Origin of the sequence: Sphingomonas radicis, assembly GCF_051400635.1 — a bacterium.
Taxonomy (GTDB): domain Bacteria; phylum Pseudomonadota; class Alphaproteobacteria; order Sphingomonadales; family Sphingomonadaceae; genus Sphingomonas.
The window spans coordinates 487,234-503,094 of sequence record NZ_JBLFFG010000001.1 but is presented as its reverse complement, the minus strand read 5'-3'; the positions used below and the strand labels follow the sequence as shown (position 1 = coordinate 503,094).

The following is a 15,861-nucleotide window of genomic DNA, read 5'->3' as shown; positions in this document are numbered from 1 at the left end:
GGTAGGGCACGCCCCTTCCGGGACATGCGGAGCGGTGGCCGAGTGGTCGAAGGCGCTCGCCTGGAAAGTGAGTATACGGCAAAACCGTATCGAGGGTTCGAATCCCTCCCGCTCCGCCATCTACTTCTAACTTCTTGAGAACGCCGACACACGCCAGCGGGTATCGAGAGCGCGTCGGCAGTTTCCTCGATCGTCAGTTCCTGCAGATAGAACAGCGTCAGTATCTCGCGTTCGACGGGTGGAAGTCTGGCCAATCCGAGCTGCATGCTCTCAAGGTCGCGGTGATCTTCCTGCACCTCGTCCTCGGCGAGTTGGCTGGCGTTGTCGTCGAGAGGCAAGAACGCCCGGTACCGGCGGCGCAGCGTGTCGGCGAAGGCGCGATGTGCGATGCCGAACAACCAGGAGCGAAAGCGGCGTGGGTCGTGGAGGCGACCGACTCCGCGAAAGACGCGCAGCCAGATATCCTGGGTCAGCTCCGCGGCCGCGTCGCCTTCCTCCGACACGCGCCAGGCATAGCCGGCGACCGGCGCGGCCCACCGCCCCATCAACTCGTCGAATGCGCGGCGCTCGCCCAATTGGCAGCGGATCACGAGCAACTCGTCATCGATCCGGGCTTCTTCGCTTTCGGCTGTTCGTCGCATCGTTTGGCCCCACCATTCCCCTCTGTAGTCGGGGCCTAATGAAAAGGTTCACCGTGATTGCGCCGGCCGGAAGCGGAACGGCAGATCACAGACAGCAAGGGGCAAAGCTGCTATTCCGGCCTTCCACTCATTGCGGGGGTGCGGGAGTGACTTGCAAGATGCGGCGCAGGGATTTTCTCGTGGCGAGCGGGCAGGCCATTCTGGGCGCGGCACTATGCCCTGGCGTGGCGGATGCCGGAACCGGCCGTGCATCCGGCAGACCGCTCGAGGAACGCGAGGCCCATCTGGTGCCCGAACTCGAAGAGCGCATTCCGCTGCTGATGAAACAGGCCAGCTTGCCGGGCCTCGCGATCGCAATCGTACGCGATTCGAAGCTGGCGTGGTGCCGGGGCTTCGGGGTAGCGGACGTCGCCTCCAGCCGGCCTGTCGACTGTGCGACGGTGTTCGAGGCGCAATCGCTGAGCAAACCCGTCTTCGCTTATCTGGTCCTCAAGCTGTGCGAAGCGGGAGTCCTCGATCTCGACACGCCCCTGACAAGATACACGCCCGATCGGATCCTGGCCGGGGACCCGCGTCTCGACCGCATCACCGCGCGTCATGTGCTATCGCATACCAGCGGTCTGCAGAACTGGCGGTCGGAGACCGATCCGCTCAGCATCCATTTCGATCCGGGCGAGCGATGGCTCTACTCGGGTGAGGCCTATAGCTATCTCCAGTCGGTCGTGACCCGTTTGATCGGGCGCACCGATCCGAACAGATGCGTGACCTGGGACGTCAAGATATGCGCGACCGACTTCGCCGACGTCATGAAGGCTCGTCTCCTCATCCCGTTCGGGATGACGTCCAGCGACTATATATGGGACCCGAGCCTCGGAGCCCGATCGGCGCTGCCGCACGACGCCGACGGAAAGGCCATGCCGGGCCATCGCTGGACGGCGATCGAGGCGGCGCGATGGGGATCGTCGGGAGGGTTGCTCACCTCCCCTGCGGATTATGCAAGATTTCTGATCGAGCTCATGAACCCGCGCTCCGACGATCCATTTCGCCTGAGCCGCAAGAGCCTCGACGAAATGGTCCGGCCGGCGATCCGCGTCCCGGAGGAGGAGCGTGGCATGGCCTGGCCTCTTGGCAGCGCCTGGGGGCTCGGCTGGCAATTGTTCGACGTCGGAGGCGACCCGGTCATCGCCCATGGCGGCGACAGTCCTGGCTTCCACAACTTCGCCGCCGCCTCGATCGCGCACAAATCCGCGCTCGTCGTCATGACGAACGGCCAGGGAGGATGGCCGGTCATGAAGCAGCTCATCGCCCCTGCCTCCCTGGATCGTCTGCTCCATCAATCCTGATTGGACTGGGCTTCGCGCGGCTCCGGGTCGTCCCAGGACCGCTCGCCTTCCGTTGGGGCTGGGGTTCAAGAAATCCGCGTAATCGCGCCTCGGTCGTCCGCTCCTCCTCCAATCGCGCATCCGGATCGTTAAGTACCCGTGAACGGCACACGGAGGATGCATGAGAGCCACAAGGCGTGAAATCATCGTCGCCGGAGGCGCGCTCCCGGTTACCAGCATGGTAGCCGCCTCAGCGTCCGAGGCTGGCGTGGTGGCGGGCGGAGATGCCACCGCGGTGACGTTCGAGGTGAACGGCAAGCCACAGTCTGTGGCGCTCGATCCTCGAACAACCCTGCTGGACGCACTGCGCGAGCATTTACGCCTCACCGGCACCAAGAAGGGCTGCGATCACGGCCAGTGCGGCGCCTGCACGGTGCTGGTCAACGGCAGGAGGATGCTGAGCTGCCTCAGTCTGGCGGCGATGCACGAAGGCGACACGATCACCACGATCGAGGGGCTCGGCACACCCGAGCATCTGCACCCGATCCAGCGCGCCTTCGTGAAGCACGACGGCTTCCAGTGCGGTTACTGCACGCCCGGCCAGATCATGTCGGCGCTCGGAATGCTGGGCGAGGTACACGATGGCTGGTCAAGTCATGCTGCCGATGAGGTGTCGGAACGCCCTTCGCTCACCGATGCGGAGATTCGGGAACGAATGAGCGGAAATCTTTGCCGCTGCGCCGCCTATCCGAACATCGTCGCGGCGATCCGTGAGGCGGGAGAAGCCGCGTGAAGCTGTTTACCTACCACCGCGCCGCCGATCCGGCGGAGGCGGCGCGGCTCGCGGCGGCGCTTCCCGATGCACGCTTCGTCGCAGGCGGCACCAATCTGCTCGATCTGATGAAGCTTCAGGTCGAGACACCCGCGCATGTCGTCGATATCAGCCGGATCGGTCTCGACAGGATCGAACGCGATGGCGGTGGCCTGCGCATCGGCGCACTGGTGCGCAACGCCGATCTTGCTGCCGACATGCAGGTGCGCCGGCGCTACCCCGTGCTCGCGCAGGCGCTTCTTGCGGGCGCGAGCGGCCAGATCCGCAATCGGGCGACGACCGGCGGCAACCTGCTCCAGCGGCCGCGCTGCCCCTATTTCTACGACGGCACCACGCCCTGCAACAAACGGCGGCCCGGGTCCGGCTGCGCCGCGCTTGGCGGGTACAGCCGCCTCCATGCCATTCTCGGTGCAAGCGAAGCCTGTATCGCCACGCATCCGTCCGACATGGCAGTCGCGCTGGCAGCTCTCGGCGCGCGCATCGAAACGGTAAACGCCGACGGCTCGGGCCGTTCGCTGACGCTCCCCGAATTGTACGATACGCGCGATCCTGCTTGCGAGACGGCGTTGCGCAGCGGCGAACTGATCACGCATGTCACGTTGCCGCCGCCACCTACCGGTCCCCAGCGCTACCGCAAGGTCCGCGATCGCGCCTCCTACGCCTTTGCGCTGGTCTCGATCGCGCAGGCTGGTTCGGCGGTCGCGCTGGGAGGCGTGGCGCCCATGCCCTGGCGCGCTGCCAGGTTCGAGCGCGCCCGTGCGGCAGCCGCCGAGCCGATGGAAGCGATCGCGGCGGAGCTGCGGCCGGCGCGCACCTTTCCGGGCAATGCATATAAGCTCGAGTTGGTCCGCGACTTGCTCGCCCGCAGCCTGGAGGTGCCGGCATGATCGGAAAGGGCATCGACCGGCTGGACGGGCCGGCGAAGGTTTCCGGCACCGCCCGCTATGCGCACGAATTCGCCGGCGCGGGCGAAGCGCTGGTCGGAGTGCTCGTCGGTGCGACGATCGCGCGAGGCCGCATCCTTGCGACGAACGCCGACGCAGTGCGCGCGATGCCGGGCGTCCGGCTGGTGCTGACGCATCGCGAAATGCCGGAGCAGGCGGCATTCGTGTCCAACGCAGCGCCGCCCGGGCAGGGTGAGAACCGCTTCGCGCGGCCCCGCCCGTTCCTCGACAGTGATGCGGTGCGTTATTGGGGCGAACCGATCGCATTGGTCGTCGCGGACAGTTTCGAGCAGGCGCGGGATGCGGCTCTGGCGTTCAGCGCCCGCTACGATGCGCTTCCGCCGCGTACCGACATCGATGCCGAGCTCGACCGCGCCTATGATCCCAAGCGGATCAACAATGGCCAGCCTTCCGACAGCCTGATCGGCGACCTGGACGCTGCGATCCGATCGGGCGCCGCGAGTCTGGACCTGCACTATTCCACGCCGCGGCAGAACCATAACCCAATGGAGCCCTGGGCGACGCTGGCAGTGTGGCGAGACGACAAGCTGACGCTCTACACGTCCACCCAGACGGCATCGGTTATGCGCGATTCGGTCGCGGTCACGCTGGGGCTCGCCAAGGATCAGGTGCGGGTCGTCAGCAAGTTCGTCGGCGGCGGGTTCGGCGGCAAGCTGGTCGCGGAGGCCGACGCGATCCTGGCCGCGCATGCCGCGCGCCTGCTGGGGCGGCCGGTCAAGGTCGCCATGCTGCGCCAGCAGGGCTTCAGCATGGCCGCGCACCGCCCGCACAGCCGCCAGCGCATCCGCTTCGCGACGACTGCGGAGGGGGTCTTTACCGCGACGGGAATGGACGTGGTCAACGACACCGCGACTTTCCAGCAGTTCGTCGAACAGACCGCCGATCCCGTCCGCAGCATCTATGCGGCCCCCAATCGGCGCACCACGCACCGCGCCGTGGCGCTCGACATCCCTGCCCCGGATACGATGCGCGCGCCCGGCGAGGCGCCGGGCCTGACGGGCTATGAATGCGCGGTCGACGAGATCGCGGAAAAGCTGGGCATCGATCCGATCGAGCTCCGCATCCGCAATGAGCCCGATCGACATCCCGAGAATGGAAAGCCCTTCGGTACCCGCCGGTTGGTCGAATGCTATCGCGAGGGCGCGCGCCGCTTCGGCTGGGACGCCCGCCGGCTGCCGCGCACCCGGCGCGAAGGGGACTGGTGGATCGGCATCGGCATGGCCGCCGCGTTTCGCCCCAATTACCTGCGTCCCTGCGCCGCGCGCGCCATCGCACACTCCAGCGGACGCGTGACGATCCAGACGTCGATGACCGACCTCGGCACCGGCAGCTACACCATCTATGCGCAGGTGGCCGCGGAAGCGCTTGGCGTGCCGCTGTCGCAAGTGACGGTCGAGCTCGCCGACTCCGCGCTGCCGCCCTCGCCCGGCTCCGGCGGGTCCTGGGGTGCCGCGAGCGGCGGCTCGGCCGTGCTCGATGCGTGCCGCAAGCTGCGCGCGATGCTCGAGCCGGGGGAGATCGCCGCCGCCGTGCGAAAGCTCGGCGGTGAAGATGTGGCGGCAGAGGGTGCGATGGTGCCCGGGGAAGCACTGCAGCAGCTCGCCAGCGCGAGCTATGGCGCGATCTTTGTCGAGGCCGCGGTCGATGCGGTCACCGGCGAAGTCCGCGTCCGGCGCATGCTGGGCGTCTTCGACGTCGGGCGCGTCCTGAATGCCAAGACGGCGCGGAGCCAGCTGATCGGGGGGATGACCTGGGGCTTGTCGATCGCGCTCCACGAGGAGACGGTGATCGATCATCGCTACGGGCTACCGGTCAACCGCGATCTGGCCGGATACCACATACCCGTTCATGCCGACGTAGAGGAGATCGACGCGATCATGCTCGACGGAGTCGAGCCGGGGCACAATCCTTTGGGTGTCAAAGGCGTGGGTGAAGTCGGCGCTTGCGGCTCAGGGGCGGCGGTTGCGAACGCGATCTACAATGCGTGCGGGGTGCGCGTGCGCGACATGCCGATCACGCTCGACAAGATCCGCGCAGGGTGGCGCCGTGCCTGACGGGCGTGCGTCGGCACCCGATCCGCGAAACAGCGGCGGTTGTCACGCGGCAGCCCTCTCCGCATTGTAACCTCGGCCCCGCGTCAACAAATAGGCGGACGAGGAGACTCCATGCGATCCATTGCGCTCGGCGAAGGGGACGGCATCGAGCGCGTGAGCGAGCTCGCCGGCGACGGCTATTCGTTGCGGGCATCGCGCAAACACATCGTCGATCGCGCAATATACCGCCACATGGTCGGGAGCTGTCTGCTGCACGTGACGCTCTCCGGATCGATGCGGCGCTTCACCGGGCGGTTCGGGAACCGTGCCCCGGTCGTTCTCGCCAGCAGGCCGGGTCTGGTGTCCTTCGCGCCCCCGGGCTGGGAGCGGTACGGTGCGCTGGAGGACGGCGAAGTGATCGCGGCCGAGGTCGAGCTCGATCTGTCGCTGGTCGAAGCGAGCTGCGAGCAGCGGATCGATCCCGAGCGGATGCGCGGCTTTTTCAACGTCCCGGACGCGAAGACGACTGCGGTCGTGCAGGCGCTGGCCGGATCGCCCGCCGGCAGAGACAGCGTTTCGGCCGATACGCTGGCCCTCACCCTTGCCCGCCACGTCGGGCTGAGGATGGCGGGCGCGGACCGGCGCCGGGATGACGGGTGGATGCACCCGTCGGCGCTCCGGCGCGTCATCGAACGCATCGACAGCGATCCGGCCGCCCCGCCGCGCCTGAACGAGCTCGCCGCCCTCGCCGGCCTGGGACCGAGCGCGTTCATCCGTGCGTTCCGCGGCGCGGTGGGCCGAACTCCGGCCGCCTTCGTGCTGGAGCGGCGGCTGCGGCATGCGCGCAGCACCCTGCTGGCAAGCGAAGCACCCCTGGAAGCGATCGCAGCCGATCACGGTTTCTCGTCCAAGAGGCATTTGATCACTGCCTTCCGCCGTCATTTCGGCGTGACGCCGGGTAGCCTGCGAAGCCGCCGTCCGCGATTCTAGGCCGCTCGTCCCGCGCCGGGCGCGTAGCGGGCGAGCGGCTTCGATTGGCTTGCCTGAACGGCTGTCGCCGGCACGAAGCCCGTAAGGGCAACTGCCCTCGGCCGCACATCATCAGCATAACGATATTATAACTTACCTTAGTAGCAATACAGCACGCTACAATATGGCAATTTGTCTGTTACCGATACCAACTTTCAACTCATCTTTAAATATTGGATTAATAAATCCTATAATTATAGTTATATGGATAGTATACGAAATTGCACACGAACTATGGCAATACATTCATGTAATCACAATGTAATATGTCGTAATTATAAGCTTACAATATTTAACAATCAGTAACTATAGTTAATTCTTGTTATTTATAAATATGTCAAAGGAGTAAGATTCATCGTTGAAATAAGTAATGCTTTCGATATTATTCACTTCCCGAATAGGGCATTGCTGCAGGAACTTCATGCGGGAGCGTTGGTGGGCCAGCGTCTTCCTATGTGCGGCCATGTTTAAACGGCAACTAGGGGGATGAACGCATGATCAGACGTTCTGAGCACTCTAAAGACAAAGCCGAATCGACTGGCCGTCACCGCTTTTCACGATTGGTACCCGCCGCACTTGTCGCAATTATTGCCGGCAGCGGACAGGTAACCGCCCAGTCGCAGCAGGCGGCTGCGAAGGCGCCCGCCGCAAGCGTATTCCAGGACCAGGCCAGCAAGCTGGGCGTGCGCCGGTGCGCGAACCTTTTCGCAGCACTGGGCGAGACCGTCTCCAATGGCGCCGTCTACACCGTTGTGGCGCAGAGCGGCGGCGCGGCCGCCGATGGGCATGGCGTGCAGGGCGTGGTCGGCATGACATATAATGCGCCAGGTTACACCGCCCAGGCTGCCGGCGTGGTGCTGGCAGCGCCGGTCGGTGAAAAGTGTGAAGGGCAGCTGGTGCGCGTCGCTCCGTTCCAGCGCGCCTGCAAGGACGTCGTCGGCCAGTTGCCGGCGGGCAGCACTCCGGCGGGCAACCTGTCCGGCGTGCCGCTCTACATTCTCGGCGGCAACCAGGGCCAAGCGATGCTGGTCTCCAGCGGCAATAGCTGCGTGGTGGTCACCGTCGCGCGGGGTGCCGGCGGGTGACGCCGGGCGGGTCGCACTGCGCTGAAAGCGTCGCACGGCCCCCCTCCACCAGACTGAATTCGAATAGCTGAATCGTGAAGGCGTTCCCGTGTGCCGAGGCGACGGGAGAGCTGTGTCTGTTCGTACCAGGCCTTCGGCGAAGTGCCGTGGCCAGCTTAACAGGGAAATTGGCATGACCGGATCTGAATCGCAGAACGTTGGCCGCAACCGCTTTGCCGCAAACTGGGGCATTGGCGCGGAAGGAGCGAGCTGGACGCAGCGGCGGCGGCTGATGGCCGTGCTGCGCCGCGCGCATCGCGTGCTGGGGCTGAAGCGCGACCGGCTGGGGCTCGGTTCGCTCGGCGGCGGGATGGCCGGCGCGGTGCTTGCCGCGGGGATCATGGCCCCGCAAGCGGCATTCGGGCAGACAGTTATCGGCAATGGTGTTTCCACCAACACCGCCAACTGCACCAATCCCTCTGCTGGGAATCAAAGCGTTGCTATCGGTTGTGCCAGCGACGCTACCGGTTCTGCCTCAACCGCGATGGGCAATAACGCCAATGTGAATGGCGACAACGGCGTGGCGATCGGCACCGCTGCTACCGCAACGGGCAATGCTTCGATCGCCATCGGTTATGCGATGGGTGTCAATGGCCTCAACGCAATAGGCATAGGCGTCTTCGCGAACGCGACCGGCGTCAACGCGCTCGCTGTGGGTGGAAACGCCCGCGCCCTTGTGGATGGAGCATCGGCCTTTGGTGTCAACACCACCGCAAACGGCACCAACGCGACTGCCATAGGTGCCGCATCCACTGCCAACGGCTTTGGTACCGCGGTTGGTTCGACCAGCCAAGCAAGCGGCGGCAACGCGACCGCGGTGGGAGCGGGCAGTAACGCAACCGGCGGCAACTCGACAGCGTTGGGAGTGATCAGCCAGGCAACCGCCGTCAATTCTGTCGCGGTTGGCAGCGCGAGCCAAGCGACGGGTGAGGCGGCCACCTCTGTCGGGCGTGCGGCCCTGGCGTCAGGGAACAGCGCGCTGGCGCTCGGGGCGCAGGCCTTGGCCATCGGCAACAGCACGGTTGCAGTCGGACAGGGCGCCGGCGCCGGTTCGACCGTCGCCAATTCCGGTTCGGTTTCGGTGGGCGTTGCCAGCGGGGCGCTAGTAACCGGCGCGCAGAATATCGCGATGGGCGGCGGCATCGCCAGCGTCATGAGGGGCGCCGGCTCAGGCGTATCGGGAACACGCAACCTCGCCCTTGGAGTTGGCGACGGCACCGTCACTTATGACGGTACTCTGCAGGCCTCCGCAGGTAGCCTGGTCTCGGGCAGCGACAACGTCGCGATCGGTACCAATGCCGGCATCGGCGTTGCCGCCAACGGCACGACATCGATCGGCCACAATGCCCTGGCCACCCAGACCAACGGCGCTGCCATTGGCTTTGGAGCAACCGCCACCGGAGTGAACGCCATTTATCTGGGTGGACGCACCGGCGCCGGAACGGGTGCTCTCGCTCAGAGCGCTATCGCCATCGGCACGGATGTGACGGCAAACGTGGCCGACGCCACCGCGATCGGGCGCCAGAGCGTGGCATCGGCCGAGTTCGCGGTTGCGATCGGGGTAAATTCCCGTGCGTCGGGCATAAGCTCGTCAACGCTCGGTCCCAACGCAGACGCTTCGGGCAACTTTGCACTGGCTTTGGGCAATGAGGCTGTGTCGAGCGCAATTGGCTCGATCGCAATTGGGTCGGGTGCCCGGGGTACGGCCGATGGCGCCGTTGGGATCGGCAACGGCGCCCGTGCGACGCTCGCACGCTCGACCGCGCTGGGGGTTAGCGCATTGGCGAGCGGAGCGAGCGCGCTGGCCATGGGCGACACCGCGAACGCGAGCGCCCAGAATGCGATCGCTGCCGGCACGAATGCAGTCGCCAATTCCGCGGACTCAGTCGCCATCGGCACGAACACGACGGCCACGGGCGGCAAGGCGGTGGCGATCGGCGCCGGCAACGTCGCCAACGGCAACGGTGCGGTGGCGATCGGCGATCCCAGCACCGCAACCGGCGACGGCGCGATCGCGCAGGGCATGGACAATACCGCCACCGGCAACGGATCGGTCGCGATGGGCAACACCAATATGGTCGGCGGCGGCGGGCAGGCGGTGAGCACGCCCGGCACCGCGGCGCAGGGCGCCGTCGGCATCGGCTATCAGAATCAGGTGATCGGCCAGGGCTCGGTCGCGATCGGCAGCACCAGCCGCGCGCTGGCGGCGGGCGCGGTGGCATTCGGCGACACGGCGGTCGCCAACAATGCGGGTGACGTGGCGCTCGGCTCGGGTTCGGTCACCGCGGCGGCGATCCCTACAGCAAGCACGGTAATCGGCGGCACGACCTATAATTTCGCTGGCGCTGCGCCGACCAGCACCGTCAGCGTCGGCAGCGCCACCAATCAGCGCACGATCACCAATGTCGCCGCGGGCCGGATCGCAAGCGATTCGACCGATGCGATCAACGGATCGCAGCTCTGGGCCACTAACCAGGCGCTGCAATCAGCGATCGCCGGAGCGGCCACGCACTATTACAGCGTCAACGACGGCGGCGTCCCGTCTGGCAACTACAACAATGACGGCGCCACTGGCGCCCTCGCGCTGGCATCCGGCATCGGGACCGTGGCCAGCGGCAACAATTCGGCCGCGGTCGGCAATACCTCTTCCGCGCTGGCCGACGGCGCATTCGTATTCGGCAACGGCTCGACCGCCTCTGGCGTCAATTCGCTCGCGCTGGGCACCAGCAGCGGTGCGAGCGATGCCAATGCCATCGCGATCGGAACGGTTGCCCAGGCATCGGGATCGGAATCGATGTCGATCGGGGCTTTCGCGGAGTCGGCCGGCGACTTGTCCATCGCGATCGGCCGAAGCGCCAGCTCGGCCACCGAACGATCCACCGCCCTCGGCACGCTGGCGCAGGCAAGCGGCGCCTATGCGACGGCGCTCGGCAGCGGCGGCGTCAATGCGGCGACGGCGGTGCGAGCTTCGGGTGCGGGCGCGCTTGCGCTTGGCGGCAATGCGACCGCTGGCGCGAACGCGGCGGGCGACAATGCCATTGCGCTTGGCGGGCAGGCCAATGCCACCCAGGTGAACGGCGTCGCGATCGGCAGCGGAGCCGCCGCGAACGACGCAAATGCTGTCGCGCTGGGCGCTGGTTCGACCACCGCAGCCGCGGTAGCAACCGCCGGCGCCACCATCAACGGCACCAATTATGCCTTCGCAGGCACCACGCCTGGCAGCACGGTGAGCATTGGCGCGGCGGGCAGCGAACGGACCATCACCAATGTCGCGGCCGGCCGCATCGATGGCAGCTCGACCGATGCGATCAACGGCTCGCAGTTGTTCGCGACCAACCAGGCGGTGGATAGCCTCGGCACACAGGTCAATCAGAACACCACCGACATCGCCAATATCGATGGCCGCGTGACGACCATCGAGGGCAGCCTCACCAACATCACCACCGGCGGCGGCATCAAATATTTCCATGCCAACTCGGTGCTTGCGGACAGCCAGGCGCTCGGGACCGACTCGGTCGCGATCGGGCCGAACGCAGTGGCCAACAACGCTGGCGACGTGGCGATCGGCAATGGCTCGACCACGGACGTTGCCGTGGCGACCACCGGCGCCACCATCCACGGCACCAGCTATGCCTTCGCCGGTACTACGCCGACGAGCACGCTGAGCGTCGGAGCGGTGGGGGCGGAGCGGACCGTCACCAATGTCGCGGCGGGCCGGGTCGACGGCGGATCGACCGACGCGATCAACGGTTCGCAGCTGTTCGCCACCAATCAGGCGGTCGACAGCATCGGCGCGAACGTGACCAACCTCGGCAATACCCTCACCAATCTGGGCAACAGCTTCACCACGCTCGACGGCCGGGTGACGACGGTTGAGGGCAATCTCACCAACCTCGGCAACACGATCAACAACATCGCCGGAGACACCAATTCCGTCTTCACCGATGCGAACGGCGACGGCATCCGCTACGCCCGCACCAACGAGACGGGTCTGGCGCAAACCGATGCCTTCGCCCAGGGGGTCGGCTCGACCGCGCTCGGCTATCAGGCGCAAGCCGCTGCCGGCAATGCAGTGGCGCTGGGTCGCGGTGCCCAGGCCACAGTGGACGGATCGCTGGCGCTCGGTGCCGGCTCGGTCGCGGACCGCGCGCTGGCGCCAGCCGCCGGCAGCATTCCGGCGGGCGTCGGCTTCGTTCCCTACAATACGAGCGATCAGGTGCTGCTCGGCTCCGTCTCGGTCGGCAGCGCCGGCGCCTATCGCCAGATCACCAACGTCGCCGACGGCACGCAGGCGCAGGATGCAGTGACGATCCGCCAGCTGGCGGGGGCGCTCTCTTCCTTCGCAGTGACGCCGATCGTCTACTTCCACGCCAATTCGACGGCGGCGGATTCGCTAGCGGTCGGCCAGGAGTCGGTCGCGATCGGCCCGCAGACGGTCGTCAACGGCAACAACGGCATCGGCATGGGCAATGGCGCGATCGTCCAGGCGACTGCACCTGGCGGCACGGCGATCGGCCAGAACGCGCAGGTCAGCCAGGCCGACGCGATCGCTTTCGGCACGAATGCGCAGGCGAACGGGATCCAGTCGGTCGCGATGGGCGCAGGTGCGAACGCCACCCATTCGGGCAGCGTCGCACTGGGCGCAGGGGCGACGACTTCGGTGGGGTCGGAGACCGGCTACACCGGTTATGGTCTCGCCGCGCCGCAGAACTCGGCGGGTGAGGTCTCGGTCGGCGCGGTCGGTGCCGAGCGCAAGGTCACCAACGTCGCAGCCGGCTCGGCGGCGACCGACGCGGTCAACGTCAGCCAGCTCCAGGCAGTCGACAACAAAGTCACCAACATCGACAACCGGGTAACCAACGTCGAGGGCCAGATGACGGCGGTCCAAAACAACGTGACCAACTTGGGCGACAGCGTTGCGAACAGCTTCGGCGGCGGCTCGACCTATGATCCCACGACGGGCACCGTGACCACCCAACTCAACGTCGCGGGCAATACCTACAACAACGTCAACGATGCGCTGCAGGCGGTCAACGCGACTGCGGGCGCTGGCTGGAACGTCCAGGCGAACGGCGGTCCGTCGACCAATATCGGCTCGAACGGCACGCTCAACGTCACCGCCGGCTCCAACACCGTCGTGACGCTGAGCGGCAATCAGCTCCAGGTCGGCGTGGTGGACAATCCGACCTTCGCCGGCACCGTGACCGCCAACGGCGGCCTCGCGGTCGGGGCCAACACAAGCGTCAACATGGGCGGGAATGTCGTCCAGAACATCGGCGCGGGGGCGGTCAGCGCCACTTCGACCGACGCAGTAAACGGTGCGCAGCTCCACCAGGTGCAGCAGGTCGCCAGCAACTCCGTGCAATATGATGCCGACGGCAATTCGGTGACGCTCAATCCCGGCGGATCGGCGATGGTCCTCCAGAATGTCGCGGCCGGAGTCGCGGCGACCGACGCAGTCAATGTCCAGCAGCTCAACGACGGTCTCTCGCGGACATTGGCTTCGGCCAATTCCTATACGGACTCGAGAGTTGCTGCGATCAACTACGATCTCTCGCAGATCCGGCGCGAAGCCAGCGCCGGAACCGCGGGCGCGCTCGCCGCGGCGGGTATGCCGCAGGCCTTCGAGCCCGGGCGCGGGATGCTGGCGTTCGGCGGCGGCACCTATCGGGGCCAGTCGGCCTTCGCAGTGGGCCTGTCGCGCGTGATGGATGACGGCAAGACGGTCGTGAAGGCCGGCGCCACCTACGACAGCCAACAATATGTCGGCGCCAATGTCGGCGTCGGCTTCCAATTCTGATCCTCGTCAATCATCGATCGAGATTTTCTCAAGGAGGACGCAATGAAATTCGGGTACTTCGCCCTTTCGATCCTCTCGGGCCTCGGCCTCGCGAGCCCATCCGTGGCGGGCACGGAGGAGACCGCCAAGGCGCCGGCCACCACCTATGTCGCCAAGGTCGATCCTTCCGCCTTTCACCGAAGGCCGCTCGAGCACAAGAAGCTCGGCGTGACGGTGAACCCCGCAGTGGTGCGGATGATCACGCCGGGCGTGGACAAGTTCAGCATCTACAATCTGATCGGGGCTCCGCATTTCAGCGAGGGCATCACCCGCCGGTGGAACTATGTGCTCTTCTTCCCGGCCGCGCCGGGAAGTATCGAGCGCGTGCGCTGCCGGATGGAGATCCGGTTCATCCGGGAGCGGGGCCGCTATAGCGTGACCGTGTCGGAAGTGATCTGGCAGGAGCAGTCCTGTGCCGACCGGGTTGCCTCGGCGAGCTGATTGGGCGAGGGGCGGCGGCATGCGATCGATCGGATTGTCCGCCGCCCTTCTGCTGGTCTGTGCCGGGGTGCCCGCTTGGGCGCAGACCTTCGGCCCGCCGATCGCGGGCATGTGCCTGTTGTCGCGCACGAACGCGATCAGCGCTTCGCGCGCGGGCCAGTCGATGCAGGTGCAGCTCAAGCAGATGCAGACCTCGCTGTCGGGCGAGCTCGCGCAGCGGCGTGCCGCCGTCGACCAGCAGCGCCGGCAACTCGAAAGCCGGCAGAGCGCGATCGCACCGATCGAGTATCAGCGGCAGCTCGCCGTTCTCGGCCAGCAGGCGCAGACGCTCGAACAGCAGCAGAATGCGCTCTTCATCGCCGCGCAGACGCGCGGCCAGCAGCAGATCGATCGCGCGCTGAACGAGGCGCTCGCCCGCGTCATCACGCGTACCGCCTGCAGCCTCGTCATGGAGCGCGACCATGCCTATGGCTGGAACAACGCGATGGACGTCACCCCGGCAGTCACGCGCGAAATGGACGGCATTCTGCAATCAGTGGCGATCCGCTAACTGGCGACACCGCCTACCCGTCCCGTCGCCGGGGGCGGGCGCGGATCACCAATGTGGTGCCGCCCCTGGTGAGGCGCATGCGGCCAGTGCTTTCCCCAAAGGCGCCAGCTGAAAGCCTCGCCCCGTCCTGGTTGACCGACCAGATCTCCGGATAGCGTATCGCGAGCGTCTTCGCGGGCATGGGCGCCGCGAACTTGTTGTCGAGCACCCATTCCGTGCCGCCAGCCTCGACGAACAGGATCGCATGCTGCTCGCGATCCGCTTCGTCCCACACGATGGCCAGCCGCAGCGCCGCCTCGTCGAAGCCGAGCTCGCGCAGCGCGAAATATTTGGTGAGCGCGAAGCCCTCGCAATCGCCGCCGCGCGCGAACATCTCGCCGGGGGTCTCCCAGCGATCGGCCATTCCCCAGTTCTTCCAATCCGGGACATAGGGGAGCTGGTTCACCATATGCTGGACTCCGGCGAGTTGATCGCCCGGCGGCCGATCGCGTAACTGCGCCAGCGCAGCTCGCCACGCGGAATAGCCGCAGCTTTCGGGCAGATTCTCCGCGGGCATCATGCAGCCCCGCCGCGACTCGGGACTACGCTCCGCCGCCACGCGCGCGAGCACGTCGCTCCAGCGCGGTACATCGGTGAGGCCCAATGCCCGCTCGCCCGCCTTCGCTGCTCCCGGCGCGTCCGCTTCACGCGCGGACGCAAGATGACCCCAGGCCAGCGCGGCACATGCCAGCGCCAGGCCCGCTACTGATACGCAACGCAACGCCTACTCCCGTACGATACGGGAGCGAAATTAGTCCTGGAGCTCCTAAGGCATGCCTAATAAAGCCCTAAGTATTGATCACCAACCATGCTAAATGTTCTTGGTCAACAAAGCCTTGTCGTTAGACCGGTACAAGTTGACCTTGAGTCCGTATCGGGATGCTCCAAGCTGAGCTCGAAAGGCATGATTCAGTCCCAATGTGGTGCACTGCATTGCTCAAATAATTGATGCTTAACGGCCCTCCGCGGTCTTCCTTAACGGAATGTAAACATTGTAAAGCCGGCCGGCTGGGGGGAGGGGCGGCGTCGCCATTCTCGCCTTGCGT

At 66.1% G+C, this 15,861-nt stretch carries 10 protein-coding genes, 1 tRNA gene and 3 pseudogenes; 12 read left to right on the top strand and 2 right to left on the bottom strand.

The window, feature by feature from the left end; translation table 11 throughout:
- Nucleotides 1–28 precede the first annotated feature (28 nt).
- Nucleotides 29–119, top strand: a tRNA-Ser gene (locus ACMGDH_RS02110).
- 81 nt (nt 120–200) lie between these two features.
- Here ACMGDH_RS02110 and ACMGDH_RS02105 read toward each other — a convergent pair.
- Nucleotides 201–545, bottom strand: a pseudogene (locus ACMGDH_RS02105) (RNA polymerase sigma factor); the annotation flags it as partial.
- 254 nt (nt 546–799) lie between these two features.
- Between ACMGDH_RS02105 and ACMGDH_RS02100 the strand changes: the two are divergent.
- The 11 genes and pseudogenes from ACMGDH_RS02100 to ACMGDH_RS02050 all read left to right on the top strand — a co-directional run bounded on the left by ACMGDH_RS02100 (nt 800) and on the right by ACMGDH_RS02050 (nt 14,776).
- Nucleotides 800–1,984 carry a serine hydrolase domain-containing protein gene (locus ACMGDH_RS02100; RefSeq protein WP_436826265.1) on the top strand — a complete coding sequence of 395 codons (1,185 nt, stop codon included), beginning with the start codon at nt 800–802 and terminating at the stop codon, nt 1,982–1,984.
- A gap of 160 nt (nt 1,985–2,144) precedes the next feature.
- Nucleotides 2,145–2,756, top strand: a complete 612-nt coding sequence (locus ACMGDH_RS02095) for a 2Fe-2S iron-sulfur cluster-binding protein (RefSeq protein WP_436826264.1) — start codon at nt 2,145–2,147, stop codon at nt 2,754–2,756.
- Entirely contained in the window at nt 2,753–3,682 is a 930-nt protein-coding gene (locus ACMGDH_RS02090; RefSeq protein ID WP_436826263.1) for an FAD binding domain-containing protein, read from the top strand. The genes ACMGDH_RS02095 and ACMGDH_RS02090 overlap by 4 nt, the downstream gene beginning before the upstream one ends.
- On the top strand, nt 3,679–5,814 hold the full coding sequence (locus ACMGDH_RS02085; RefSeq protein ID WP_436826262.1) for a xanthine dehydrogenase family protein molybdopterin-binding subunit: 2,136 nt from the start codon (nt 3,679–3,681) through the stop codon (nt 5,812–5,814). The genes ACMGDH_RS02090 and ACMGDH_RS02085 overlap by 4 nt, the downstream gene beginning before the upstream one ends.
- Nucleotides 5,815–5,925: 111 nt before the next feature.
- Nucleotides 5,926–6,783 (top strand): helix-turn-helix domain-containing protein, encoded by an 858-nt coding sequence (locus tag ACMGDH_RS02080; protein WP_436826261.1) that lies wholly within the window; start codon nt 5,926–5,928, stop codon nt 6,781–6,783.
- 533 nt (nt 6,784–7,316) lie between these two features.
- Nucleotides 7,317–7,907, top strand: coding sequence for a hypothetical protein (locus ACMGDH_RS02075; RefSeq protein WP_436826260.1), 591 nt, complete (start codon nt 7,317–7,319; stop codon nt 7,905–7,907).
- Nucleotides 7,908–8,079: 172 nt separating this feature from the next.
- Nucleotides 8,080–10,005 (top strand): annotated as a pseudogene (locus ACMGDH_RS02070) (YadA family autotransporter adhesin); the annotation flags it as partial.
- A gap of 315 nt (nt 10,006–10,320) precedes the next feature.
- Nucleotides 10,321–10,420 (top strand): annotated as a pseudogene (locus ACMGDH_RS02065) (hypothetical protein); the annotation flags it as partial.
- A gap of 131 nt (nt 10,421–10,551) precedes the next feature.
- Complete coding sequence (locus ACMGDH_RS02060) at nt 10,552–13,746, top strand: YadA-like family protein (protein WP_436827202.1); 3,195 nt, start codon at nt 10,552–10,554, stop codon at nt 13,744–13,746.
- Between the two features lie 42 nt (nt 13,747–13,788).
- A complete protein-coding gene (bamE, locus tag ACMGDH_RS02055) occupies nt 13,789–14,226 on the top strand; it encodes an outer membrane protein assembly factor BamE domain-containing protein (RefSeq protein ID WP_436826259.1) in 438 nt (145 codons plus the stop codon).
- A gap of 19 nt (nt 14,227–14,245) precedes the next feature.
- Nucleotides 14,246–14,776, top strand: a complete 531-nt coding sequence (locus tag ACMGDH_RS02050) for an OmpH family outer membrane protein (RefSeq protein ID WP_436826258.1) — start codon at nt 14,246–14,248, stop codon at nt 14,774–14,776.
- Nucleotides 14,777–14,789: 13 nt separating this feature from the next.
- On the opposite strand, the gene ACMGDH_RS02045 is transcribed toward ACMGDH_RS02050, so the two are convergent.
- A complete protein-coding gene (locus tag ACMGDH_RS02045) occupies nt 14,790–15,536 on the bottom strand; it encodes a transglutaminase-like cysteine peptidase (RefSeq protein WP_436826257.1) in 747 nt (248 codons plus the stop codon).
- Between the last annotated feature and the right edge of the window lie 325 nt (nt 15,537–15,861).

Bases quoted from the DNA above. Each gene is read 5' to 3' on its own strand.
- ACMGDH_RS02085 (WP_436826262.1), top strand. From the start codon at position 3,679: ATGATCGGAAAGGGCATCGACCGGCTGGACGGGCCGGCGAAGGTTTCC.
- ACMGDH_RS02050 (WP_436826258.1), top strand. From the start codon at position 14,246: ATGCGATCGATCGGATTGTCCGCCGCCCTTCTGCTGGTCTGTGCCGGG.
- ACMGDH_RS02080 (WP_436826261.1), top strand. From the start codon at position 5,926: ATGCGATCCATTGCGCTCGGCGAAGGGGACGGCATCGAGCGCGTGAGC.
- ACMGDH_RS02100 (WP_436826265.1), top strand. From the start codon at position 800: ATGCGGCGCAGGGATTTTCTCGTGGCGAGCGGGCAGGCCATTCTGGGC.
- ACMGDH_RS02075 (WP_436826260.1), top strand. From the start codon at position 7,317: ATGATCAGACGTTCTGAGCACTCTAAAGACAAAGCCGAATCGACTGGC.
- bamE (WP_436826259.1), top strand. From the start codon at position 13,789: ATGAAATTCGGGTACTTCGCCCTTTCGATCCTCTCGGGCCTCGGCCTC.
- ACMGDH_RS02095 (WP_436826264.1), top strand. From the start codon at position 2,145: ATGAGAGCCACAAGGCGTGAAATCATCGTCGCCGGAGGCGCGCTCCCG.